General features: G+C 57.5%; 16 protein-coding genes and 1 pseudogene. 4 read left to right on the plus strand and 13 right to left on the minus strand.

Features of this window, described 5'->3' with window-relative positions:
• Positions 1-266: 266 nt before the first annotated feature.
• Genes ACTNBZ_RS13480 through ACTNBZ_RS13495 form a run of 4 tightly spaced genes read left to right on the plus strand, consistent with a single transcriptional unit; the run spans position 267 to position 4,108 of the window.
• On the plus strand, positions 267-1,454 hold the full coding sequence (locus ACTNBZ_RS13480) for a COG1470 family protein (protein ID WP_441210670.1): 1,188 nt from the start codon (positions 267-269) through the stop codon (positions 1,452-1,454).
• Positions 1,455-1,456: 2 nt separating this feature from the next.
• Positions 1,457-2,482: an ABC transporter ATP-binding protein gene (locus ACTNBZ_RS13485; protein WP_441210672.1), complete on the plus strand. Its 1,026-nt coding sequence runs from the start codon at positions 1,457-1,459 to the stop codon at positions 2,480-2,482.
• Positions 2,403-2,993, plus strand: coding sequence for a hypothetical protein (locus ACTNBZ_RS13490; protein WP_441210674.1), 591 nt, complete (start codon positions 2,403-2,405; stop codon positions 2,991-2,993). Before ACTNBZ_RS13485 ends, ACTNBZ_RS13490 begins: the two co-directional genes overlap by 80 nt.
• A 29-nt stretch (positions 2,994-3,022) precedes the next feature.
• On the plus strand, positions 3,023-4,108 hold the full coding sequence (locus ACTNBZ_RS13495) for a YibE/F family protein (protein WP_441210676.1): 1,086 nt from the start codon (positions 3,023-3,025) through the stop codon (positions 4,106-4,108).
• A 182-nt stretch (positions 4,109-4,290) separates the two neighbouring features.
• On the opposite strand, the gene ACTNBZ_RS13500 is transcribed toward ACTNBZ_RS13495, so the two are convergent.
• The 13 genes and pseudogenes from ACTNBZ_RS13500 to ACTNBZ_RS13560 form a co-directional block, all read right to left on the minus strand.
• Positions 4,291-13,353, minus strand: a complete 9,063-nt coding sequence (locus ACTNBZ_RS13500) for an InlB B-repeat-containing protein (RefSeq protein WP_441210678.1) — start codon at positions 13,351-13,353, stop codon at positions 4,291-4,293.
• Positions 13,354-13,405: 52 nt separating this feature from the next.
• Positions 13,406-13,738, minus strand: a complete 333-nt coding sequence (locus ACTNBZ_RS13505) for a hypothetical protein (protein ID WP_441210679.1) — start codon at positions 13,736-13,738, stop codon at positions 13,406-13,408.
• Positions 13,739-13,900: 162 nt separating this feature from the next.
• Positions 13,901-14,542 (minus strand): PrsW family glutamic-type intramembrane protease, encoded by a 642-nt coding sequence (locus ACTNBZ_RS13510; protein WP_441210681.1) that lies wholly within the window; start codon positions 14,540-14,542, stop codon positions 13,901-13,903.
• A complete protein-coding gene (locus ACTNBZ_RS13515) occupies positions 14,539-15,153 on the minus strand; it encodes a hypothetical protein (RefSeq protein ID WP_441210683.1) in 615 nt (204 codons plus the stop codon). Before ACTNBZ_RS13515 ends, ACTNBZ_RS13510 begins: the two co-directional genes overlap by 4 nt.
• Positions 15,143-15,493 (minus strand): MgtC/SapB family protein, encoded by a 351-nt coding sequence (locus ACTNBZ_RS13520; RefSeq protein ID WP_441210685.1) that lies wholly within the window; start codon positions 15,491-15,493, stop codon positions 15,143-15,145. Before ACTNBZ_RS13520 ends, ACTNBZ_RS13515 begins: the two co-directional genes overlap by 11 nt.
• Positions 15,480-16,034, minus strand: coding sequence for an RNA polymerase sigma factor (locus ACTNBZ_RS13525; protein WP_441210687.1), 555 nt, complete (start codon positions 16,032-16,034; stop codon positions 15,480-15,482). The genes ACTNBZ_RS13520 and ACTNBZ_RS13525 overlap by 14 nt, the downstream gene beginning before the upstream one ends.
• 473 nt (positions 16,035-16,507) lie before the next feature.
• On the minus strand, positions 16,508-17,734 hold the full coding sequence (locus ACTNBZ_RS13530; RefSeq protein ID WP_441210697.1) for an IS110 family transposase: 1,227 nt from the start codon (positions 17,732-17,734) through the stop codon (positions 16,508-16,510).
• A 294-nt stretch (positions 17,735-18,028) separates the two neighbouring features.
• Positions 18,029-18,478: pseudogene (locus ACTNBZ_RS13535) on the minus strand (relaxase/mobilization nuclease domain-containing protein); the annotation flags it as partial.
• Positions 18,479-18,577: 99 nt separating this feature from the next.
• The gene (locus ACTNBZ_RS13540; RefSeq protein WP_441210689.1) at positions 18,578-18,721 is read right to left on the minus strand and encodes a hypothetical protein; all 144 of its coding nucleotides are present in this window, start codon (positions 18,719-18,721) and stop codon (positions 18,578-18,580) included.
• Positions 18,718-20,355 (minus strand): recombinase family protein, encoded by a 1,638-nt coding sequence (locus tag ACTNBZ_RS13545; protein WP_441210691.1) that lies wholly within the window; start codon positions 20,353-20,355, stop codon positions 18,718-18,720. Before ACTNBZ_RS13545 ends, ACTNBZ_RS13540 begins: the two co-directional genes overlap by 4 nt.
• Before the next feature lie 77 nt (positions 20,356-20,432).
• Positions 20,433-20,726: a hypothetical protein gene (locus tag ACTNBZ_RS13550; protein WP_441210693.1), complete on the minus strand. Its 294-nt coding sequence runs from the start codon at positions 20,724-20,726 to the stop codon at positions 20,433-20,435.
• 26 nt (positions 20,727-20,752) lie between these two features.
• The gene (gene mobQ, locus ACTNBZ_RS13555) at positions 20,753-22,228 is read right to left on the minus strand and encodes a MobQ family relaxase (RefSeq protein WP_441210699.1); all 1,476 of its coding nucleotides are present in this window, start codon (positions 22,226-22,228) and stop codon (positions 20,753-20,755) included.
• Complete coding sequence (locus ACTNBZ_RS13560; RefSeq protein WP_441210695.1) at positions 22,204-22,545, minus strand: DUF3847 domain-containing protein; 342 nt, start codon at positions 22,543-22,545, stop codon at positions 22,204-22,206. Before ACTNBZ_RS13560 ends, mobQ begins: the two co-directional genes overlap by 25 nt.
• Positions 22,546-22,835: the final 290 nt, after the last annotated feature.

A 22,835-nucleotide genomic window follows, 5' to 3' on the forward strand; every position in this document is an offset into this window, starting at 1 on the left:
GACCTTTATGGAGGAGACCTACGGCGGCGCCGTGGTCCCCGTGTTCTAAGCATTTCCCCTGTGCCGCGCAGGGGGGCGGGGCCGGCGGGGGGGGGGGGGGGGGGGGGGGGGTTTTTGGGCCCCCCCCCCCCGCTTTCGTGTTTAAAATTTATTTACAAACCGGGCTGCGGGTTTTCAGGGATGCTTCAGCCCTCCGTGCTACATTGGACACGTAGGGCGGCGGAGCTTTTCCACGCCAGAAACAGACAGAAGGAGTTGGATAGAAGATGAAACATCAGAGGACCCGGGCGCACAGGCGGCAGTTCCGCCTCTTCACGCTGGCTTTCGTGCTGGCGATGACCCTGTCCATGTCGGTGACCGCGTCTGCGGCAGGCGGCCTGGAGATGAGCACCGATTATCCCGGCCTGACAGTCAAGGCCGGCGACGAGCTGGATTTCAGTCTGGACTTTTATAACGGCAGCGGCTCCGGCGTCAACGCTGCGTTATCCATCGCATCCATCCCCCAGGGATGGGAGGGCTATTTTGAGGGTGACGGCAGCGAGATCAGTCATGTCTATGTCAAAAACGGCGACAACTCTTCCGCGGCCGAGTTCCATGTGACGGTTCCCGCCGAAACAGTACAGGGTACCTATACCATCACGCTTCAGGCGGCGGGCGGCGGCATGACTTCCTCCATGACCCTGACGCTCTCCGTCCGTGAGGAGGAGCTGGGCAGCAGCGCCCTGACGACCCAGTATGCCGAGCAGGAGGGCTCCGCGGGCTCCAGCTTCACCTTCAGCACCACCGTCCAGAACAATACCCCCAAGGAACAGTCCTACAGCTTCTCCTCCAACCCGCCTGCCGGATGGACCGTGACCTTCAAGCCATCCGGTGAGGATACTCAGGTGGCGGCCATCGACGTAGATGCCCGGGGAAGCCAGGCCATGGATGTGACGGTGACGCCGCCGGGCGGCGTGGAGGCCGGCGAGTACACCATCCCCATCTCCGCGATCTCGGCCTCTGAGACCCTGACCGGCGAGCTGACGGTGGTCATCACCGGCTCCTATGAAGTGGAGCTGTCCACCCCCAGCGGCCTGCTCAGTTTTGACGCCACTGCCAATAAGCAGACCGACGTCACCCTCAGCATCACCAACAACGGCAATGTGGATCTCCAGAACGTGAATCTGACCTCCTCCGCCCCCAGCGGCTGGACTGTGGAGTTCTCTGAGAGTTCCATCAGCGTGCTGGAGTCCGGCGCCACCAAGGAGGTCACCGCCTATGTCACCCCTTCGGATGACGCCATGAGCGGCGACTACTCGCTCACCATCTCCGTCAAAAACAGCGAAAGCTCTGATCCCGCCGAATTCAGGGTGACCGTAAAGACCGAAACGCTGTGGGGCGTGGTGGGTATCCTTCTGATCGCGGCTGCCGCCTGCTGCCTGGGCTATGTCTTTCGAAAATACGGGAGGCGCTGAGCATGGACAATACCATCATCCGGACCGCCGGCCTGACCAAGCGGTATGACGAGGTCACCGCCGTCAGCGGACTGGACCTGGAGATCCGGCAGGGGGAGGTATTCGGGCTGCTGGGGCCCAATGGCGCGGGCAAGACCACCACGACGCTGATGCTCCTGGGCCTGACCGAGCCCACCTCCGGATCGGCCTTCATCGACGGTCACGACTGCACCAGAGACCCCATCGCCGTCAAGCGCATCGTGGGATACCTTCCGGACAGTGTGGGCTTCTACCCGGAACTGACGGGAAGGGAGAACCTGCGCTTTACCGGACGGCTCAACGGTCTTACCGGCGCGGTGTGCGAGGATCGGGTCACGGCCCTTCTGGAGCGGGTTGGCATGACCTACGCCGCAGACCGCAAGACAGGGGGCTATTCCCGGGGCATGAAGCAGCGCCTGGGCGTCGCGGACGTACTGATGAAGGATCCCAAGGTCATCATCATGGACGAGCCTACCCTGGGTATCGACCCTGAGGGCATGCGGGAGCTCATCGCCCTTATCCGGGAGCTGTCCGATCAGGACGGCCGCACCATCCTGATTTCGTCCCATCAGCTCTACCAGGTCCAGCAGATCTGCGACCGGGTGGGGATCTTCGTCAAGGGCGAACTGATCGCCTGCGGACGCATCGACGAGCTGGGCCGGCAGCTGCAGAACGAGGGCCGCTATATTCTGGACCTCCAGGCGGAGGGGCCGGACCGGGATCTGCATGACCTGCTCGCAGGTATTTCCGGCGTCCGTTCCATCACCCGGGATGCGGATGGACTGATGCACATCGAATCGGACCGGGATATCCGCAGGGAGGTGGGCCTACTGCTGGCGGAGCGGGATTACCCTCTTCTTCAGCTCCGCCAGCGGGGCGGCGATCTGGACGAGATCTACCGCAGATATTTTGAAAAGGCAGGTGAGCGGCATGACAGCGCAGACGCTGAACGAAAAAACAGCTGGCATCCGGGCGTTCTTTGGAAGCGGGGAACGCCAAAACGATCCTGATCACAGCGGCCTGAAGGCCCTTTACCGCAAGGAACTGGCCGACCATCTGCCGCTTGACCGGGCGGGGGGCGATCAGCAGACGGTTGTACCGGATCATGGGGCGCAGCGACTGTTCCACGTTCTTTTCCGTCACGGTCGGGAAGAAGGCTGCGATCACCCGCGCGTTTTCCGGTGTGGGGATAATGTGCTCCGTCAGGCACTGGCGCAGCGGGTCTTTCCCGTCGCGCACCAGCAGGCAGCGGTTAAACTCCACCTCAATCTCCGTGTGGGTAATCCCACTGACCTGGATCTTCTGCTCCACATACCCGTGGCAGGAGGAATCCAGGGCGAAATGGCACAGAAATCCGCACAGATACGCCAGCCGTTGATCCCGCACGGCAGGGGAATCAAATTAAACACCAACGTGCCCCGCGGCACACCGGAATTTTACAAAAACGTGACGAAAATACGGCGGCAAGAAGCGTTGGAGTCAGGTATCATGAAGAGGTATCCGGACCGACGAAACAAGTGAGGAGCGAACGGCCGGACGAGAGGGTGGATATGAAAAGAAAGATCGCACAACTGGCGGCGCTAATCCTGGGGATCGCCTTTCTGGCCGCCGTTTTCCTGTTTGACTGGAACAGCATCAACTACTACGAGGCGTACAACACTTCGACCCTGCACTATGTCAGGGCCAGGGTGGAGACCATTCACAGCGAGACGCTGGAGCTGGACGGGCACGACTCCAGCCGTTATCTGGGCGTCCAGGACATCACGGTCCGTCTCCTGGAGGGCGGGCAGAAGGGCGAGCAGGTGCGGCTGAGCAATTACCTGACCCGCGTACACAATATTCAGATCAGGCAGGGGCAGACGGTCGTCATCTGCGCGGATACGCCGGAGAACGCGCAGCCCTACTACACCGTGTTCAACTATGACCGGACCGCGCCCCTTGTCCTGCTGATTGCCATCTTTTCGGCGGCGGTCCTGCTGATCGGCCGGGGGAAAGGGCTGCGCGCCCTGCTGGGCGTGGCGTATACCCTTCTGACCATTATCCTGTTCACCGTCCAGGCCATCTACCACGGATTTTCGCCGGTGGCGGTCACGGCGCTGACGGTGTTGATCGCCGGCGGCGCGAGCCTCCTTCTGCTGAACGGCTTCAGCCGCCGGACAGCTGCCGCCGTCTTATCGACGCTGGCAGGCGTGTGCGTCACCGGGTTGGCCTTCGCCCTGTTTTCCGGCCTGCTGCACCTGTCCGGGTACAACATGGACGCGGCGGAGACACTGCTGACGGCGAGCGATTCCACCGGGCTTTCCATGCGCTGGCTGCTGCTGGCGGGAGTGCTGATCTCGGCACTGGGCGCCGTCATGGACGTGGCGGTCTCCCTGGCCGCGTCGCTGGAAGAGCTGGTCCTGGTCAACCCGAACATGGGGCAAAAGGTGCTGCTGCGCTCCGGTCTGAACATCGGCAAGGACATGATCGGCACCATGAGCAACACCCTGATCCTGGCCTATGCGGGCACGGCCCTGAGCACCATGCTCTGCCTGATCGCCTACGGCAACCAATTCACCCAGCTTCTCTCTTCCGACTACTTATCCAACTCTGCAAAGCCGCTCAAAAAATACGAAAACATAAATAAACGAAAATGAGCGGCGGTCAGCGTTTTGAAATGCTGACCGCCGCTTATTATGTCTGAGTTGGGGGCAGGAAGCGTTTCTATTCTAACCAGCCCCATTGTAAATGCTCACTGATATTCAGTTCCGTGTATTACGGAACTGGGGCGGCGGCTCAACACCGCCGCCCCACTGATTTATTGAGGTCTTATTGGGTCTTACTTCATGCAGCGATACAGGAAGGTCACGATCTGGGCGCGGGTGCAGTCGTTATCGGGGCTGAAGGTGTTGGCGGAAGTACCGGCGGTAATACCGTTCTCCACGGCCCACAGGACTGCGCTGTTGTAGTAGGCGTCAGCTGCCACGTCGGTGAAGGGATTCACGCTGCCGGTGGCAGGGGACTCCTGGGCGCGCCACAGGAAGGTGACGATCTGCGCGCGGGTGCAGGTGGCATCGGGGCTGAAGGTGTTGGCGGAAGTACCGGCGGTAATGCCCTGCTCCACGGCCCACAGAACCGCGTCATGATAGTAACTGTCCTCGGCCACGTCGGTGAAGGGCATCGCGCCGCTCTTGGGAGCGGGGCTGCCGGCGGCGCGCCACAGGAAGGTGACGGCCTGGGCGCGGGTGCAGACGGCGTCGGGGCTGAAGGTGGTGGCAGAGGTGCCGGAGGTGATCTTCTCCCCGACGGCCCACAGCACCGCGTCATAGTAGTAAGCGTCGGCGGGGACATCCACGAAGAAGTTCAGCATGGAGTTATCCTCCATGAAGGTGGCTGTGACCGTGACCTTGGAGGCGGGCATGGTGAAGGTGTACTTGCCGTCGCCCATGTCCTTGAGCTTCAGCTCGTCACCGTTCTTATCGGTGACGGTCAGGGTCTCCAGCGTGTACCCCTTGTCGGGTTCGACCGTCAGGGTAACCGTATCGCCTTTCTCCGCGCAGGTGTTGTCAGCGGTAACTTTGCCGTTGATGCTGTCCTTGATGATGACGGTTTCAGTCGGCACGGTTACGCCGCCACCGCCGCTACCGCCGCCGGAGGGTGCGGTGTACTTGCTCCAGCCGATGGCGAAGGGAGACAGGCTGTTAACATGGAAGTGCAGGCCGTCGGCCTTTTTCTCGGGGCTGATGAGCTCAAGCTCACCCGCGTGACCCGCAGTGGTCAGCATGTGGACGATGGTGAAGCTGTCTTTGCTGTCGGTGCCGTCGGGATAAGGCAGCACCACATCCACGCCGTTGGCCGGGAAGTTGGCTTCTGTGACCTCCACCCAGTTGGAACCGTCCTTGTACTTCAGCGCAATATCGTAAAACACCTTGCCGTCCAACGAGGCGGTCAACTTGGTCTCCAGCTTAGCCTGGATCTTTTCGACGGAATCCAGTTCTTCGATGTCCGTAAACGCAGTCGGAACAGCCAGATCGCCTACCACGACCTTGTGGGCCGCGATGTCGGCGATGATTTCATTCGTCACGCCGGTGATGGTGACGGTGTAGCTGCCGTCGGCGTTCCTGACCGCCGCGACGGACAGGCAGTTGTCGGGATCGTTCTTACTCTCAATCAGTTTGCCGGCGATGCAGTCGTAGCCGTTGATGATCAGCTTGGTGATGTTGGAGTAATCTCCTGTCAAATCGACTGTGAATTTCACGTCGCCGTTTTCGCGGACCTCGCCTACAGGCGCGCCTACGTAGGGCTCAGCGGGATTGCAGGTTCCCGGCGTGACAGTGTAGCCTATGCCATCGGTGGGAATGGAGAAGCCGTTGTACTCCATAAAGCTCACCTGAATATTCATGGCCTTGCTCAGGCTCTCCACGGTCAGGGTGTTGGACAGGTAGTGATCCATGGTCACGCCCAGCTGAGCCATGTTGTCTCTGGTGACTTCTTGGCCGTTGACCGTCCACTTGGCCACCATGTAATTGGGTGTGCCGGTTGCAGGCGTTGCCGTGAACTCCAGCTTAGCTCCTGCCGGGATATCCGCCGTAACGCCGTCCGCCAAAGTCAGGCTATCGCCGTTTGCCTTGGCCGTCAACGTACCGCCAGTCCCGGCGACGCCATAGCCCACCTGATACAGAACGGCGGCTTTGAACACGACCGTCACACTGTGAGTGCCCATGACGTTCGTCAGCTCATAAGTCAAATGGTTCGCGGTGCCCGGGATCGTCACGCCATCCAGCTGCCACTCCTGCACCATATAGTTCGTGGCGGGTGCCGCTGTGAAGGTGATGTTGTCGCCGGAGTCGACGGTGACGATTCCGCCCTCACCGCCGGGGGCACTGATGGTGCCGCTGCCCTCGGCGCGGTAGTTCACGGTATACTGCGTATTCTCCCGTTCAAAAACCGCTTCAACGGTATGGACGGTGTTCTTGGGTTCACCCTCGGGAACCGTCCAGGTGAAGGTGTTATTCGTCTCATTCTGCGTCTCACCGTTCACGACCCAGTGGTCGAACACATACCCGTCATCGGGCTTGGCGGTGAACTTGACGATCTCGCCGCCGCGGATCTGCGCGGGAGAGCCGGCCTGGCCTTCGGCTGTGACTGTGCCGTTTTCAGCAGTCCATTTGACGGTGTACTCCACGCTCTGGAACTGCACGGCAATATCCACGCCGGTATCGCCAGTAGCAACGTAGGTAAAGGTATTGCCGGTCTGGTCCGCAACGGGTTTGCCGTCCACCGTCCAGGCCTTCACCTCATAGCCGGTGTCAGGTGCGGCGGTGATGACCACTTCCGCATCCTTTGCTGCCGTCAAGCCGTCGGCAAAATCATAGCTTGTGCCGTTGACCGCAACGTTCTGAATGCTGCCATGGCCTATCGAATAGAACATCAGCTTGTTGCCTTTGGGCATGAACTGAACCGTGACGGTGATGTCGCCGTTCGCCATGGTCTCATCCAGAAGCACTTCAAAGGTGTCTCCGGTGATTTCCTGGACAACGCCGTTCAGTGTCCATTCCTTCACCCGGTAGCCGGTGTCAGGTACAGCAGTGAAGGTAACGGTCTCCTGGACATAAGCAGATTCGCTGGTGTCCAGAATATTCTCTCCAACAGCTGCGGTCAGCTCGCCGTTGGTGCCGCCGTCCTCCCCACCGTTGATGTCCACCACGTTGTAGTTGATGGTCACGGTGGGCTTCTTGGCCACGGTGACGATGACGACAGTGTCATCAGTCAGGGTCAGAGTCGCGGACATCCCGTCTGCGGCGGGCGTGACATTATCGCTCCAGCCGATCACATAGTAGCTGTTATCCAGCCGCATGGTGAATTCCACGGGCGTGTTGACCGCATAGTAACTGCCGTTGCCGCCGAGGGTGACATCGCCGCTGCTGGCGATCAGGTTGGCGATGTTGGCGTCTGTGATCGCTGTTTCGCCTTCCATGACCTTCCAGCTCAGCCTATAAGTCTGGGTCACGGCGATCACAACACGGACATAGAGCTTCTCACTGTTGTGCTGATAGATCGTGATCGAATCCTGTTCGCCGGAGCCGGTCACGGGGGTCCAGTTCTCGCCGTCGGTGCTGGTCTGCCACTCCTTGACCACGGCGGAGGTGCTGTTGTCGATTTCCACCGTAAAGGTCAGGGCGCTGGACCGGGGGACGGCGGTGAGATCTGTGACGGTGTTGCCTGCTGCGTCGGTCACGGTGATCGTTGCACCGAGATAGAGCGAATTGGCCGTATCCATCGCAACAGTACTCACAGCGGTGGTGGCCTCGTCGGTAAAGAAGACCTGAACATCATGGTCGGCGGAGATGTTCTCCAGGGTGAGGGTGTTCTCCCGGTAGAGCGCATCCGTGCCGTCCCACTTGTATTCCGCACCGTCCACGGTCCACTTTTCCACCATCATGCCCGCATCGGGCTTGGCGGTGAAGGTGACGGCGGCGTTGTGGGCCACGGAGGCGCCGCTGGTCAGCGAGGAGCCTCCTGCCGTCGCACTCAGACTGCCGCCATCGCCGTGGCTATAGGTGATCTTGTGGGTTTGGTCGGTGAAGGTGACGAAAACGGTGAGCTCTTTCTGGCCGGAGGAGTCGAGTGCCTTCATGCCGGTCTCGTTGAATTCCAGCGTGTTGCCGTAAGTGCTGTACCACGCCGTATCTGCAGGGGACGAACCAACCGTGACCGTCCACTTGTCCACCGACCAGCCGCTGTTCGGTGCGGCCACGAACTTGAGGCGGTAGTCCATGCTGATCTGGCTGCCGTCGCTGAAGGAAAATTCGGTGCCGCTGGGGTCAATGTAGCGGGCGGAGACTGCTCCGTTTTCACCGGCGGAGAAATATACCGTGATCGCGTCACTGATATAATAGATGTTGTCCGTGTTGAGGGTGACGCTGTAGCGGGAGAGGAATTCTGCCTTCGCATCTGCATCATCGACATAAGCCGGGGTGACAGTGTACACGCCGCGCTGGGCGCTGGTGTCAAGTGCGCCATTTTTATACAGGGCGCAGGAGACGGTCATAACGCCATCGACAGAGACGGAGATGGGGTTGCCCTGCGCGTCGGTGACAGCTAGCTTGATGTCGTCGTATGCCGGAACCGTGTTGGTGGTGCCTTCCGCGCTGCCCCATGTGGGTGTGACGGTGATGGAAACCTTGTTCACCACCAGAATGGCGGCCGCCACGGTTTTGCCGTCCATCTGGGCGGAGAAGAGGTAGCTGCCCGCCGCGGTGGGGGTGTAGCTGCTGGTGCAAGCAGTATTGTTCACCTTATAGCTGACGTCGCTGGTTACTGCATCCCAGGTGTCATTGGTGCGCTTTTCCAGCTTCAGCGTGACGGGAGAACCGTTGTAGCTGATGTTGGTGACCTGCTGGTTGCCTTGCCACAGCGTGAGGCGATAGTCATTGTTGGGATCGTCGGCCCGATAGTAGCACACATCCGAGCTGGACTTGGTAATGGAGGTGGGGGCAGTCGTGGACACGATGCGGTAGAGTCCGGCCTTCGGAGCCGTCCAGGTGATCGGTGTGCCGGAAGTTGTCGTGAACTGTGTCACCGCGCCGGTGTCCGTGTTGGTGATGGTAAAGCTGACCGCGCCGATGGGGAAGGAGACAGTGGCGGACAGGGTGAGCTGGGTGCCGACTTGCGGGGTGGTGACGGTGTTGAGCACTTCCTTTTGCACGGTGACGGTCTCAAGCTTTGCGCTGTCGGCATAAGCAGTCTCACCGTTTTTGAGCGTGGTGCCGGGGACACGGTAGAAGGAAGCGCCCGCCGTAACAACATCGCTGGTCACGGTGTAGACCTGATAATGGTCGTAGCTGTCATCGCCGTCCGCGCTCAGGATCACGGTGCCGTCGGCATCGTAATACGCTATGCGGATGTCGGCATTGGTCAGGGTCTCATTGCCCTCTCCATCGACTATTTTGTCAGGCTGGGAAGCAGGCAGCACAAATTGGCCTGCTTCGTTCTTTGTGTAGTACTGGCCATCGCTGGTGTTGAACCAGTACTCCGTGAGAGTGGTGCTGCTCCCGCTGGAGCCCACGACATATCGCTTCTCGTAACGGACGGTATTGGATTCTTCCGTTACGCTCGTAGAAATGCCGCTCGTGCCGTCGAAGCCATTCGGGATGTCGTATGTGTTGTCGTTGTCAATCACATACTGATCGGTATCGTCCAGCGTCAGCGCACTGCCCAGCGTGAAGGTCCCGCCGCTCTTGGTGACGGCGTAATATGTACGGCTGACGGTGTCGCTCTCAGTGTCAACGGTGTCATACACGCCGACATACACGTTGTTCGTCGTGTCCTGATAAATCGTGTATTCCTTGTCATTGGCATCCTTAACGGTCACCGGGACATACATATAGCTGCCGCTGGGCTCTTTCGTGACCGTCGTATGATCTGCCATGCCCGTATACGGGTCGGTGATGCTTCCTTTGCCGCCGGTATTTCCGCTCACGCTGATCGTCGTGGTGGTGTCCAGACCATTGAGGTCCAGCGTGGCAATGGGCGAATAATACGTATCCACATCGCCGGCCGTGGAGGTCACGGTGACCACGCAGCGAAGGCTGCTGCCGTTGAGGCTCTTGTCGATGTTCTTAAGGGTCAGGGAGCCGCTTTGCGCACCGGTGACTGTTTCGATCGTGTTACCGGCCAGCGCGCTTGCGCTGAGCCAGCCGTGCTTGACGCCCACTGTGCCGGGCTCGAGGAGCTGCCACTGATAAGAGAAGGATCCGCTTGCGCCGTCCACCTGCACTTGGATGTCCGCCGCTGCGCCGGTGCTTTGCAGGGTGCTGCCTGTCAGAGAGCTGCCATACAGCGAGAGTGAGACATTACTGCCCTCCGACTGGGTGCGCACGGTGATGGGGGCGCTGTCCACGGACTCCACGGCCGTCCCGTCTGTCTGATAGCCCACGCCCCGCACCACATAGGTGTAGGTCTCGTCGGGCTTGAGGCCGGTGAGCTTGAAGCTGGTCTGGTCGCCCGGCACCGCGCCGACGAGTACATATTGGGGGGCGGTATCACGCACGCGGTAAATGCGGAACTGCTCGGCGGGGCGGATGCCGGTGGACCAGCGCAGGGTGACGCTGTCGGTGGTGAAGCTCTCCGCCGTCAGTCCCATGGCGGGGGAGGGCGGGGCCTGCACATCCTTCACCAGATAGCCAATCACGGGCACGGTGCTGCCGTTGAGCGTGCAGTTCCACGCGGCAAACTTCCACTGGAAGTCGTAATCGCGCCACGCATCTTGGCGGGTCACTACACCAGACTTGGTGACAGAGCTGCCGCTGATGTGGGTTTTCTCATAGGCATAGGTGAAGCCGTAGGTGGCGCCGGCCGTGACGCCGCCGACCTTGACAAAGACGTTCTTCGAGACCGCCAGATCATACGAGAAGGTATTTTCCTTCTCCCTGCTGATGGTCTGGCCCTGCATCTCGGAGCCTGAGCCGTAATACTGTGCCCAGCCGGTGTGGGTATCGCTGCTGCTGGTTTGGCCCACTCCGTTATACTGCACTGCATTCTCCAGACCATTTGTGCTGCTGCGGTAGCTGGCGGGATCGCCGGGGGTGCCCAGCTTGGCGTTGGTCTCATCGATAGGTTCAAGGCCGTCGTACCGCTCCGCAGCCTCGTTGTAGTCATCCACGGTCATCATGTTGGTGGCGGGTGAGCCGACCTTCTCCACCACCAGTTCCTTGCCGTTCAGATCCACATACCGATAGGTGACCACCGGGCAGCGGTACACCACCACCAGGTTCTCTCCACTGTCGTTTCGGAACTCCGTGACCCAGTCCACGGAGGTGGTGTTGGCGGTGCCCCAGTTGAAGGCATTGTCAACCGCAATCTCAAAGCCGCCGCCGCTCTGGATGAGGTCGCTTTCAAACTCGTAGCCCACGGAAACGCCCAGCGTGAAGCCGAAGGTGTTGGACGAGCCTTCACCTTCGCTGCTGCTGAGGCCGTAGGTGGTCTCGCTGTTGCCAAAGGAGTCCTCGATCTCGGCGAAGTAGGGCGAGGTCTCCAGAATGGCCAGCACATCGGGGGCGCTGTAGTCCCGCTCGACGCTTTCCAGCTTGGCGATGACGCTGTCATTATCCGTGTCCAGCGCGGCAAGGGAGACGTAGAAGTTGCCCTTGTGCTCGGTGAGATAGCCGGAGCGCTTGCTGTCGGGATTACCATCGTCTTTCGCGTAGTAGCAGTACACCCGGGAATAGGCGTTGTTCTTGCCGCTCTGCTTCATGGAGGTGACACAGATCAGCTGCTCGCGTCCCTCGTCGTTGCCGTTGAAGTTGCCGGCGGTGACGGCGGTGACGGTGGTGTTGGTCAGGGTGCGCCCGCCCGGAGCAAAGTCGTCCTTGCCAGTGAAGTCGTTGTGCGTGTATTTCGCTTCCAGCCCGTCGCCGTTATTGTTGATGCGGTACACCGTGCCGGAGATGAACACCGACTCCGCCTGGCCAAGGCCGCGGTCGGCATAGGCCTGCACCTGCAAAAGGCCGTTCACGTCCTCGCTCTCGTAGAAGCCGCCCCTTGTCCAGCTGTTGGAAGAGATCTTCTGGTTGAAGGCTTCTGCGTATTGGCAGATGACGTTTACAGCGGTCATGGACTTGCCGTTTTCGGTGATGGTGAACGTATTGCTGGTCTTATCCGCAATGCCCGTCACCTTCACGGCGGTCACGCCGATCTCGTCGCTGCCGTCCACGTTGATGTGCTGCGTATTCTTTGTCTCGCCGTCGATAAAGCCGGCGCTGATGATCTCGGGGTAGTCCACGCTGGTGGTGCTGGTGGACACAATGATATTGCCCACTGTGGAGGACGCCCAGACGACGCGCTTGTTGCTCTCCGAGGTGATCGCCATCTTCTTGTCGTAGCTGCAGTTCCAGTTGCCGTCCCCGGTAGCGTAGTTGGCAGTCGCAGCCTTACTGCCCAGCTTATCGTAAATGAACACACGGGACTCCAGGAAATGGTCGCTGTTGGTCACGTCGTTCATGCCGGCGGTGACGATCAGCTCGTCAAAGCCGTCCTTATCCACATCCTCCGCCACCAGATCCACCATGGGCTGGTTTTTCATGGTGTCGATCACGTTGATCGTGTTGTTGCCCAGCAGCGTGAGCACGTTTGCGGAGACGGTGGACTTTTCCGTGCAGCTCACAGCGCTGTCGCTCACCGTGAAGGAATATTCCTTGATGGACGGGCTGGTTCCGTTCTTGGTTTCCTTCTTGCCGTCGGTCTGCGGGACATAGACCACAACGGTGTCCTTGCCGTCGCCGTCAAAGTCGCCGGCCGCGATGGAGAACGCGCCGTTGAGCTGGTGGACCTCCATGCTGCTGAGGTGGTCAACATTGAGAAATGTTCTTGTACCTGCGACCCGGTTGTTGCTGCTGTCGGTCACATAAAGAGAAAGTGTGCCGTCGCTGGCGTTCAGCGCCAGATTGGCCACATACTCCTTCTTGCCGGTGCCGTAGAGGTCCATGGCCGCCGTGGCCACGGCCTTGTAGCTCTCGTTCTTGGAGGTGAGCTTGCTCTGCCCGAAGCCGCTGATGTTGCCGGCAATGGCAGAGTCCGGGATATCGCCCACCACGCCGGTGTCAGTGTACTTCTCGTTCCAGTCGAACATACCGGTCAGGCGGGTGGCGCTGTCGTACCCCATGGAGAAGAACAGTTCGTTCTTTTCAAACAGGGTCGTCCATGTGCCGTAGCCGGTGCCGAAGGGCAGGTCGGCCTCCGCCGCGGCCTTTTCCTCGGCTGTCCAGTCTGCCATGGTGATGCCGAAGGCGTCTTTGGTGTCACCCTCCTCCGCCAATGCCGGCAAGGTTATCGCAGGCAGCAGAGACAGCACCATCGTAAAGACGAGTGCCATACTCAGCAGCCTTTTTGCTGTCTTTTTCATGGGTTTGCTCCTTTCTGGGGAAAATTTTTCCGCGTGCTGCTGCGCCGGGGTGTCAGTTCTCGCTTCCTTCCGTACGGTCTGTACGGTTTGCTGCTCTGCTTTTCAGTCGGATACAGAGTACGGTCACAGATACGCCAATGACAAAGGCGGCAATGCCAATGACGACATATGCCCCTGCGCCGTCCCGCAGCAGCACCCCGCCGTAGCCGTCGGCTACCGCCGCTACGCCCGGTGTCTGTACGCTTCTGAAAAGAACGCCGATACCGGCCAGAAGAAACAGGCTGCACAATGTCAGGCAGGAAAACAGCCGGGTTTCATACCGCTTTCGGTACTGCCGTGTTCTGCTTCGTATCTCCCGCACCCGGGTTTCCGTCTTACCGGTCATCCAATAAACCTCCCTCCGTATGATTTTCAGGGGATGCAGTCTCTCTACTCTCTAAAAGACATGAAATCGAAAATCCTTCCACCCCAAACGACAATTTCTTCAAAAATTTTTCAAAAAAATTGGGGCCGCCCCATTTCTGAGGCGGCCCGTCAAGCAAAGCGGTCAGGCAAACATGAGCTTGAGTCTGGGAAGCAGGAGCCTTCCCACAAATAAGAGCGCGATCAGGACAGACGGGAACAGATAGCCGGCGGTCTGCCAGGCCCCGTCCCCCGAGATCAGCAGGTTATAGGTGGCATGGAACACGATACAGGCGCCCAGCAGGCCCACCGTTCCGGTAAAGGCCAGCCACCGGCGGCGGAATACATAAGACAGTCCGAACCCGATCAAAATGCCGCAGAGGATGTGCAGCGCTCCGGCGGAAAGCCCGCGGATCAGCAGAAACATCAGATTTTCCGCGCCGTTCTCCGTCAGATAGCACACATTTTCAAAGGTGGCAAAGCCCACGGCAAGGGCAACGGCGGCTTCGGGCAGATCCCGGACCTTTGGCTCAAAAATCAGAACGTAGAAAAGCAGCGGCAGCAGCTTCATCACTTCCTCGCACACCGGCGTGATCTCAACGACGGCAACGGTAGCGCTGACGCCGTAATGTCCCATGAAGAAGCTGTTGACATAGGCGGACAGCAGGCATACGCTCATTCCGGCGATCATAAACAGCATGAATGTCCGGGTACGACCTCCGATAAACAGGATGCAGAGCGCCAGCGGGATGGCAAGGCAAACAAAAATATTCTCAATATAGATCATTTCTCCGCCGCCTCCCGAAGCGCCAGCGGCAGCAGAACCGCAAAAGAAAGCGTCAGCGTAATGTCCACGGCGAAGTAGAGATTAAAGCGGGTAAAGTCCTCCATAAAAACGGACACCACAAACAGGAGCAGCTGCAGTCCCACGCAGAGCAGCAGCCAGCAGTCGGTCAGACCTCCGCCGCCTTTGCGCCGGAGCCGCCATACCGCGAGATATACGATCGCGGAAAAAACCCCGGCAAATGCCCCGGAAACAAAATAGGACGGGCCGAACATCCGAACCGCCAGAACGACTGCCGCCGTAAGCAGAGCACAGAACAGGGACGGCAGGGAAAACAACGGCCTTACCCGGTCTGTCCGTACCATTTGGAACGACAGCAGGAACAGATACGCCGCCAGCCATGAAAACTCCGAAACATAGAAAACCTGCGGTACGTTGCCAAAAATAAAAATGTGCAGCACCCAATAGAGCGTTCCCATGGAAACGCAGACAAAAAACAGGGCCAGGATCAGGAAACGGCGGTCTTTGTGCCGGAGCGCCGCCGCGATCGCCGCGATCGCCGCACAAAACAGCACAGCAACCTGAAAACAGTTGTCGATCAGTTCAAAGTTCATCGTCCAAGTTCTCCCGCTGCTTCCTCTCATTCCTGCGGTGCAGGCGGTACAAAAGCACCGTCACGCATACGCCAAGCAGAAAGGCCATGAGTCCCATGAGGATATAGCCCAATGCCGCGTGGCTTCCAACCAGGCTTGCCGCGCTGGAAGCATGGTGTACTTCACCGCCGGGGACGCCCGCCGTCCATCCGGGCATAAACGAGCCGATCCCAACGACGAGGATCAGACAGGCCGCGATGCAGATCGCATCCAATGCGCGCTGGTTCCGCTTTTGCCGTTCCCGTTTTATCTCCGCCGTCCGCTTATGAATCAATCCGGCGCGTTCTTCATTCGTCCGCATAGGTAAACCCCTCCCGTTCCAGGATCGTTTTCAGGCTTTGCTTCCCACGGTAGACCAGCTTTGTGATCTGGCCCTCGCTTTGATTCATAACCGTTGCCGCATTGCGGTAGCTCATATCCTCAAAGTAGACCAGATAAAGAGCTTCCCGGTATTCCACCTTCAATTTTTCAAGGGCGTCATAGAGCTGGCGGCTGCGCTCTCTGCGAGAAAGCTCCGTGTCAGCCAGCACGTCGCTCTGCGGCTCAAAGTCCAATTCCTCAAAACGCAGAAAGCTGTGCCTGTGCTTTTTCCTGTGGCGCAAGGCGAGATTTCGCGCCGTTTTATACAGATACGCCTTAAACGCTCCCGCGCCTGTGATCGGACGGTCTTTTGCAAAAATCTGTGAAAATGCTTCGATCATCAGGTCCTCGGCTTCGTGCATATCTTTGAGATAGCCATTTATGTAAAGCGTCAATGGGTCGCCGTATTTTTCGACCAGCAGATCGGCGGCTTTTTCCTCTCCGGCAAGATACCGCCGGTATGCGGTTTCATCTGAGATCATGTCTGCCGCCTCCCTTCGTGTTTTTTATGCGGGAATCAGAGGGCTTTTCCGCGTCCGCTGGGATCGCCCGGGAGTGCACGAACGGGACGCGCCGGGAATGCGCCTCTCGGCACAGTATTGGTTGACACGCCGTTCCGACACGCCCCAGCGGTAAGACGCCTCCGCGAAAATATAATTCAATAAAATACATTATATACAAATATCCGAAGCTTCGCAAGCGCAGACACGAGGGCAGGAACAGTCGGTGAAAAAACGGGAGTAAGAAAGCGGCAAACCTGCAAATATAAGTAAAGCCCCAATTTGAGAAAAATTGGAGCTTACTTGTTGCCAGTATAAATAAGCATGACAAATAGACCTGCAAAGGTATTTTTTGCAGGCCGGGGTTCCGTAGCACTGCGGTACTGCGAAGCAGATGTCATTCAACCATGCCGTGAGCGGCATGGTTGCTGTCATCAGCTATGTAAACAGTATCGTTATGCGGCAGAGGTATCTTCCGTTTCCTGAGCAAGTAGAGCTTCCTTGACCCTGGCATAGTAGATCCGCAGGAACTTTGCAGCACCGGCTACCATGAACACATAGTAATGTTTTCCTTCACTTCGTTTCTTGTCCATGAACAGATAGACCGGATCGTTGGTGTTGGAGTGCTGGAGGATCACACTGCAAACGGTAAACAGTGTCTTTCGCAGATGTGGGGAGCCTCGTTTGGAAACATGCCTGGTTTTTGAATCGAACATACCGGACTGATACGGCGGTGCATCGACACCTGCAAAGGCAACCAGCGCTCCCTTGTGGGTGAATCTTCGGACATCTCCAATTTCAGCCATGAGTTGCGGCCCGGTAATGTTGCCTGCTCCAAAAATGGACATGACAACATCAAATTCCGGAAGCAGCGCTGCAAGTCGAAGCATTTCTTTTCGAATCATCTGAAGCGCATCATAAACGGCGTTTAGGCTATCTACTGCTTGCGTAATCAATAATTTTGTACTATCATTCTTAGGGAACGTGGCAACCGAGTTTCTGGCGATACTGTGAATTCGTTCTGCATCTGCAAAGCTGAAGCGGTATCCGGTTCTTTTGCACCATTTTTGGAAGGTGTCTGCAAAAGAACTCAGAGACACGGTTGCCACGCAATCTTTATGCCAGAAGCGTTTTACAAAGTCCACCCACTTGATGTGACCGGATACGGTTCGGACTTCGGAGCCAAAGAGACTGTTTGCCCCAGGGAATGTCTGGTCAAGCAGAGAGATCAATCCGTTTCTCAGTGCAACGCTGGTATTCATCGTGCGCTCATAATGGCGGCTCTGGATTTTTAGCATCTGGCGGGTTTCATCCTCCGACGTGTATTCCCGCAGCTCCGCCCAATAGGTCAGTGCATAGTTAGCGATCTTCAGTGAATCGGCCTTATCCGTTTTTACTTTTCGGATAGAGTTATCGCTAAAGTCATGGATCAACATTGCGTTGACAACGCTAACGAAGAAACCAGCCCGCTTTAGCTCCAGTGCAATGGGCCTCCAGTACATACCAGTATGCTCCATGACGATGCGCATCTCACCACCAACAGAGCGTAAAGTGGCAGCGAGCTGCTTCAAATCTTCCGTCGTATGGCAGACATCAAATGGTGTCAATACGACCTCGCCGCCGGGCCTGCGAACAGCAACGGTACTCTTGCCTTTTGAAACATCGATCCCGACTGCTGTTATTGGTTGATATGCCATAGAGATTCCTCCAATCTTTTTTCAATCGGTGACCGCCGCTGCTCATTACCGATTCAGCTTGCTTAGTTACACGAATGTACGGAGCGAGTCCGTTGTTTCAAGCAACGCAAAGCGGGACCCACTTTGCGAAAACCGCAGATTTCCGCTTTCGCGGAAACCCACGGTTTCATGCTTGTTGAGGCTCCGCCCCAATCCCCGCAGAACACGGTTTCCGTGTTCTGAAACGCAGGACAAGTCCTGCGGCTACGCGATTTTTCAAATCGCTTCATGGCGGTCAGCTCAACGCTGTTCCGCCTCTTTTTCTTTTGTGGCATCCGGTTCTTCATGGACTTCCTCCATACCAAGAAAACGGTCGATATTGGCCTTGGCCGTCAGCAGCTCCTTCATATCCTCCCGTGCCTTGCGGTATTCGGAGTAGGCCGCTTTTTTCTCAGCCATCAGCGCGGCGTACTCTGCGTTCAGGCTCTTGACGGTGGGCAGCTTCTTAACGCCCTGGGCATCGAAATACTGCTTGGCGGCCTTATGCAGCGTGATGTCGCTCTCATGCTCCGAAAGAAACTTCTTGGAGTATCCGGCCTTACGGTAGGCGATATAGGTGTCGCGGGTCTTGGCATAGTTGATGATGTGCGTCCGCATGACAGCGATCTCCGCCATGCGCTTTTCTGCTGCTTTGATTCTCCCGGATATGTCGTGATACCGGGCAGAGGCAGCGGAGGCTTTCTCTGCTAAAGATGTTGCCTTCCGGCGGCTGCGCCGAGTGAGCGCGTCACAAGCGTTTTGCCGCAGGCAAAACCTTGGCGGAGGCGGAATTCACTTCCGCCGAGCATTTCAATCAACGAAGAGCGGAGCGCCGCCATGCGGCGCGAAACCCAAAAAGAAAGACACGACTTTAGCCGGGTGGTCGTAAAACAGTAAACTCAAAAAATGGTGAAAACCTTGAGTTTTCAAGGGGTGCGGCGTGACTTCGGTCACGCCGTTTCCTCTTTCATCAGCTCATTCAGCGGGATGAAGCCCAGCCCTTCGTACTTGATGTGGATGTGCTGCACACGCTTTCCGCTGGATTTGTCCGGCGCGTCCACATAGATAGCTGACACCAGCTCCCGCAGAGCGTAGCCGTCCAGCTCGTCGATTCCCACATACCTGTGCGCCGTCTGAATGAACTTTTCAATGTTTTCGTTCTGTCGTTCCTGTACTTCAATTTCCTGCCGCAAGGTGATGCACTCGGCCTCCAACTGCTTCTGCTCCGTTTCATAGGTCAGGCTCAGCATATCGAAGCGTTCATCACTCAGCCGCCCGCTGGCGTTGTCCTCGTAAATCCTGATAAACAGGCGTTTCAACTCAGCGATGCGGTTTTCGTTTCGTTCCAGCTGCTTTCTGCGGATGCGGATCTGCTCGCTGCTTTCCAGCCGGAGTTGTTCCTCCATCACTGCACGGAAATGTGCCTCATGCCGCAGAATATAGCCCGTCACAGCCTGAATGTGTTTCAGAACCACACGCTCCAAAACCTTGACCCGAATGAAGTGTCCCTTGCACTTCTCCTTGTCCTTGCGGTGCAGCGAACAATCAAAGAAGTCCTGTGCCGGATCGCCGTTGTTGGATGAGCCATAGTTCATTTTGGAACCGCAGTCGGAGCAGTACACCAGCCCGGAAAAGATGCTGCTTCGGCCTGTGCGGGTCATTCGGTGCCGCTGCTGCCGGATTTCCTGCACCTTCTCAAACACAGCATCCTCAATGATACGCTCGTGGGTGTTTGGAAAGATGGCCTGTTTCTCAATGGGCGTTTCCCGCTGCTTTTTGTCCCAGATGGAGTTGGTATAGGTCTTGAAGTTCACCGTACAGCCTGTGTACTCCCGGCGTTCCAGAATCGCCACAATGGTACTGCTGTGCCAGTCGTAGGGGTCCTCCGGTTTCTTGTTTGGGGTCTTGATTCCCTGCAAGGCTCTGTATGCGCTGGGCGTCAGCACCTTGTCCGCTTTCAGTTGGTTGGCGATCTGCTTGGGACCCCGCCCCTCCATGCACATAGAGAAAATACGCTTCACCACATCGGCGGACACCGGGTCAACCACCCAGCGGCGGGGATTCTCCGGGTCTTTCACATAGCCATAGGGCACATTGGTGGTCAGGGGTACGCCACGCTCACCTTTGGCTTTTTGGACGGCTCTGATCTTGCGGCTGGTATCCCGGGCATAGAACTCGTTGAACCAGTTCTTGATGCCCGCAAAATCGTTGTCCACCCGGTTCGGGTCAATGGTGTCGTAGTTGTCGTTGATGGCGATGAAGCGGACGCCGTTCTGTGGAAAGGTGAAGTTGGTGTAAAGCCCTGTCAGTGCTGAGTTGCGGCCCAGCCGTGAGAGGTCCTTGGTGATCGCCACGGCCACCCGCCCCGCCTCGATTTCGGCCAGCATGGCCTGAAAGCCGGGACGGTCGTAGGTCACGCCGCTTACACCGTCATCCACGAAAAAGGTTGGGTTGGGGAAGTGATGCTCCCTGGCGTATTGCAAAAGCATGGCCTTCTGATTTTCGATGGACAGGGATTCGCCAGCCCGGTCATCTTCCTGAGACAGCCGGCAATAAAGGGCGGTGATTTTATCTGTTGCTCCGTACATTTCTGTATCCTCCTTTTGTGGAGCAACTGTCAGTACAGGATTGGTTGGCTCTATTGTACCAAGATTCTGGGTGTTTGTCATTCTGAATCCCCCATCTTTTCAGCAAACTTTCTGGATGTGATGCGTTCCAGCTTGCGGACAAAGTTTTCCGTCCCCTCATAGCTTCCTGTCACAACGTAGGTGGTGCCGTGGATGACCTCGGTAACGGTCAGTTCGGGAATCCAGAAGGCGGAGAGATTCTTCACATGGATGTGGCCGTCCTCGCCCCAGAAGAATCTGTGCTCGGCTCTGTCCGGTGCCAGCGGTTCCGTATTGGAGAAATAATAGCCCTCCGGGTCGAGTTGGTGTTCAAATTGCGATTTCTGTTCCATAAATACCTCCTGATTTTTTGTAAGAATTAGTGTTCAATTTCCTGCTTTTTCTGCCGTGTAACAGCGTTCCGGCGCTCCTGTTCATGCTGTACCTCATAGATGCTGTAATGGATGGCCCAGAGTTTTTCCGTGTCGGTATACAGGGGTGTAAGCTCCGTCTGCAAATCCCTGTACTCTGTTTCCAGACGGGCCTTTTCCTCACGCCATGCGGCAGCAGGCAGCTTATCGTCCACCACTTGTCTTTTCAACTTGCGCTCAGCCATGTAGAACAGGCGAAGCGTATCGTCGTGTTCTGCCTTGTACTTCTGGCGGGATTTCTCAAAGCGGATGGTTTTCAGCTTGTCCGCAACGGGTTTTCCGTCCTCGTAGTAGTCCGCCATGCGAAGCAGCTCGTCCAGTTCCTTGATGCGGGCCTGCTTCCCGGATGCCGACTTTTTCAGCGTGTCGATTTTGTCCTGCATGGTATGCAGAGCTGCGTCCAGATCGTCAGCAGTGTAGAGGCCTTTGGTTTCCAGATAGCTGACTGCCTCAGACAGCCTTTTCAGATTGGCGATTCTGGCCTTGCTGCTGTATGCGCCCTTGTTGCGGTTGTCATAGTAGGCGGACAGCAGCTCCACCAGTGTAGGCGGCTGGGGCTTGGACAGCTCAGCTTTTATTTCTTTCAGCCAGTCGATCAGAGCGACAATTTTCTGTTTCGCCTCCCGGAACATGGCGTTGGTTTTCCTGATCCAGCGGTTGAGATCGCCCTTGTTGGTACGGATACCCTTGGCCTCCATCGCCCGGACAGTCGGCCCCTCGTGCTGGGTGGGTATTTGCTCCACACCCTGACGCTCATAGCTGCGGTGGTCGATGCGGCAATCCAAACCTTTCTCAGCAAATCTGGTATTGCAGAGTTGCGCCCATTGTTCACGCCAAAACTCCAATGTCTCCGGCTTGCCCCAATCGGTGGTGGGGACGGCGTTGAACACATAGTTCCCGGCCTCATCCCGGATACGCTCACCCTGTTCGTCCAGCACATATTCCCGCCGCTGCTTGTTGCCCCATTTTCCGTCCGGCTCGATAGGACGGATGGGACACATGACATGAAAATGCGGGTTCTGGATGCCGCCGTCCTTCTTATCCGGTTGATGAATGGCATAGTCCGCCACCATGCCCCGGCTCACACACTGCTCCAACAAAAAATGCCTTGCAAGCTCAATGTTCTCCTGCATGGAAAACTCGTTCTGCAAGGCAATGTCAAAACTATATGCAAGCTGGGCTCTCTTTCCACGTTCCACTTTCTCCACGGCGTTCCAGAGTGTTTCCCGGTCAGAGAAAGGGGGCGGGGCTTGGGGCGGCAGCAGGATTTCCGAACAGATCACGCCGCCCTTGCGGGTGTAGTCGCTGTCCTCGCCGTAATACTCGCTGTGCAGCTTTTCGCCGGAGCGATAGGCGGCAGCAGCCACGGCAGACTGTCCGGCGCTGCGCTTGATCTGGGTTACGTGAAAATGGAATAATGCGATGGCCAATCACCCCCAAACTCATTTTTGTTGTGCTCGTTGACGGCCTCCATGAGCAAACCCTTGACCTCTGGCAAGGCGAGGGCTTTTTCCGCAAAAGCATAAAACTCGGTTTCACTCAAAACCTTTGCCAGTGGGGCTACGCTTTCAATGGCTGCACCTCGGGTGATCAGCCTGTGCGCCCGCTTCCGGCGGTCGCCTTTTTCATAGTAGGCGGCACGGTTTTCAAGCTGCTGCTGTTTGTGCCGGAGCTGGGCAAGCTGACGCTCACTGGCGGCAATCTCGGCTTTCAGTTCGGAGATGGTTTTCTGCTTGGGCATGGTACATGACCTCCTTTTTGATGGGATGGATAGGATGAAAAAAGACCGCCTACATTTTCAGTAGACGGTCTGGCTGACGGTATGGGATTTTCAGACTTTGCAGCGGGAACAATCTGCTGACGCAGACCGTCCCCGCCGCAAAGTGCGCTGGGATAGCTGCGTAAGCAGCGCAAGGGAGACACTCCCTTGTTCGGAACGAAGTGACGCAAAACAGCCCGGACTTCAATTGTCCGGGCTGTTCGCTCCGCAGGACGCACAATACAGGGTTTACCCTGTATAGAAGTGCGCCA

Source organism: Pseudoflavonifractor sp. HCP28S3_F10 (genome assembly GCF_052065415.1).
Classification (GTDB): domain Bacteria; phylum Bacillota; class Clostridia; order Oscillospirales; family Oscillospiraceae; genus Pseudoflavonifractor_A.

What these genes read in the sequence shown, in the direction of transcription:
- ACTNBZ_RS13480 (WP_441210670.1), top strand. Translation starts at nt 267, where the DNA reads ATGAAACATCAGAGGACCCGGGCGCACAGGCGGCAGTTCCGCCTCTTC.
- ACTNBZ_RS13485 (WP_441210672.1), top strand. Translation starts at nt 1,457, where the DNA reads ATGGACAATACCATCATCCGGACCGCCGGCCTGACCAAGCGGTATGAC.
- ACTNBZ_RS13490 (WP_441210674.1), top strand. Translation starts at nt 2,403, where the DNA reads ATGACAGCGCAGACGCTGAACGAAAAAACAGCTGGCATCCGGGCGTTC.
- ACTNBZ_RS13495 (WP_441210676.1), top strand. Translation starts at nt 3,023, where the DNA reads ATGAAAAGAAAGATCGCACAACTGGCGGCGCTAATCCTGGGGATCGCC.
- ACTNBZ_RS13500 (WP_441210678.1), bottom strand. Translation starts at nt 13,353, where the DNA reads ATGAAAAAGACAGCAAAAAGGCTGCTGAGTATGGCACTCGTCTTTACG.
- ACTNBZ_RS13505 (WP_441210679.1), bottom strand. Translation starts at nt 13,738, where the DNA reads ATGACCGGTAAGACGGAAACCCGGGTGCGGGAGATACGAAGCAGAACA.
- ACTNBZ_RS13510 (WP_441210681.1), bottom strand. Translation starts at nt 14,542, where the DNA reads ATGATCTATATTGAGAATATTTTTGTTTGCCTTGCCATCCCGCTGGCG.
- ACTNBZ_RS13515 (WP_441210683.1), bottom strand. Translation starts at nt 15,153, where the DNA reads ATGAACTTTGAACTGATCGACAACTGTTTTCAGGTTGCTGTGCTGTTT.
- ACTNBZ_RS13520 (WP_441210685.1), bottom strand. Translation starts at nt 15,493, where the DNA reads ATGCGGACGAATGAAGAACGCGCCGGATTGATTCATAAGCGGACGGCG.
- ACTNBZ_RS13525 (WP_441210687.1), bottom strand. Translation starts at nt 16,034, where the DNA reads ATGATCTCAGATGAAACCGCATACCGGCGGTATCTTGCCGGAGAGGAA.
- ACTNBZ_RS13545 (WP_441210691.1), bottom strand. Translation starts at nt 20,355, where the DNA reads ATGTACGGAGCAACAGATAAAATCACCGCCCTTTATTGCCGGCTGTCT.
- ACTNBZ_RS13550 (WP_441210693.1), bottom strand. Translation starts at nt 20,726, where the DNA reads ATGGAACAGAAATCGCAATTTGAACACCAACTCGACCCGGAGGGCTAT.
- ACTNBZ_RS13560 (WP_441210695.1), bottom strand. Translation starts at nt 22,545, where the DNA reads ATGCCCAAGCAGAAAACCATCTCCGAACTGAAAGCCGAGATTGCCGCC.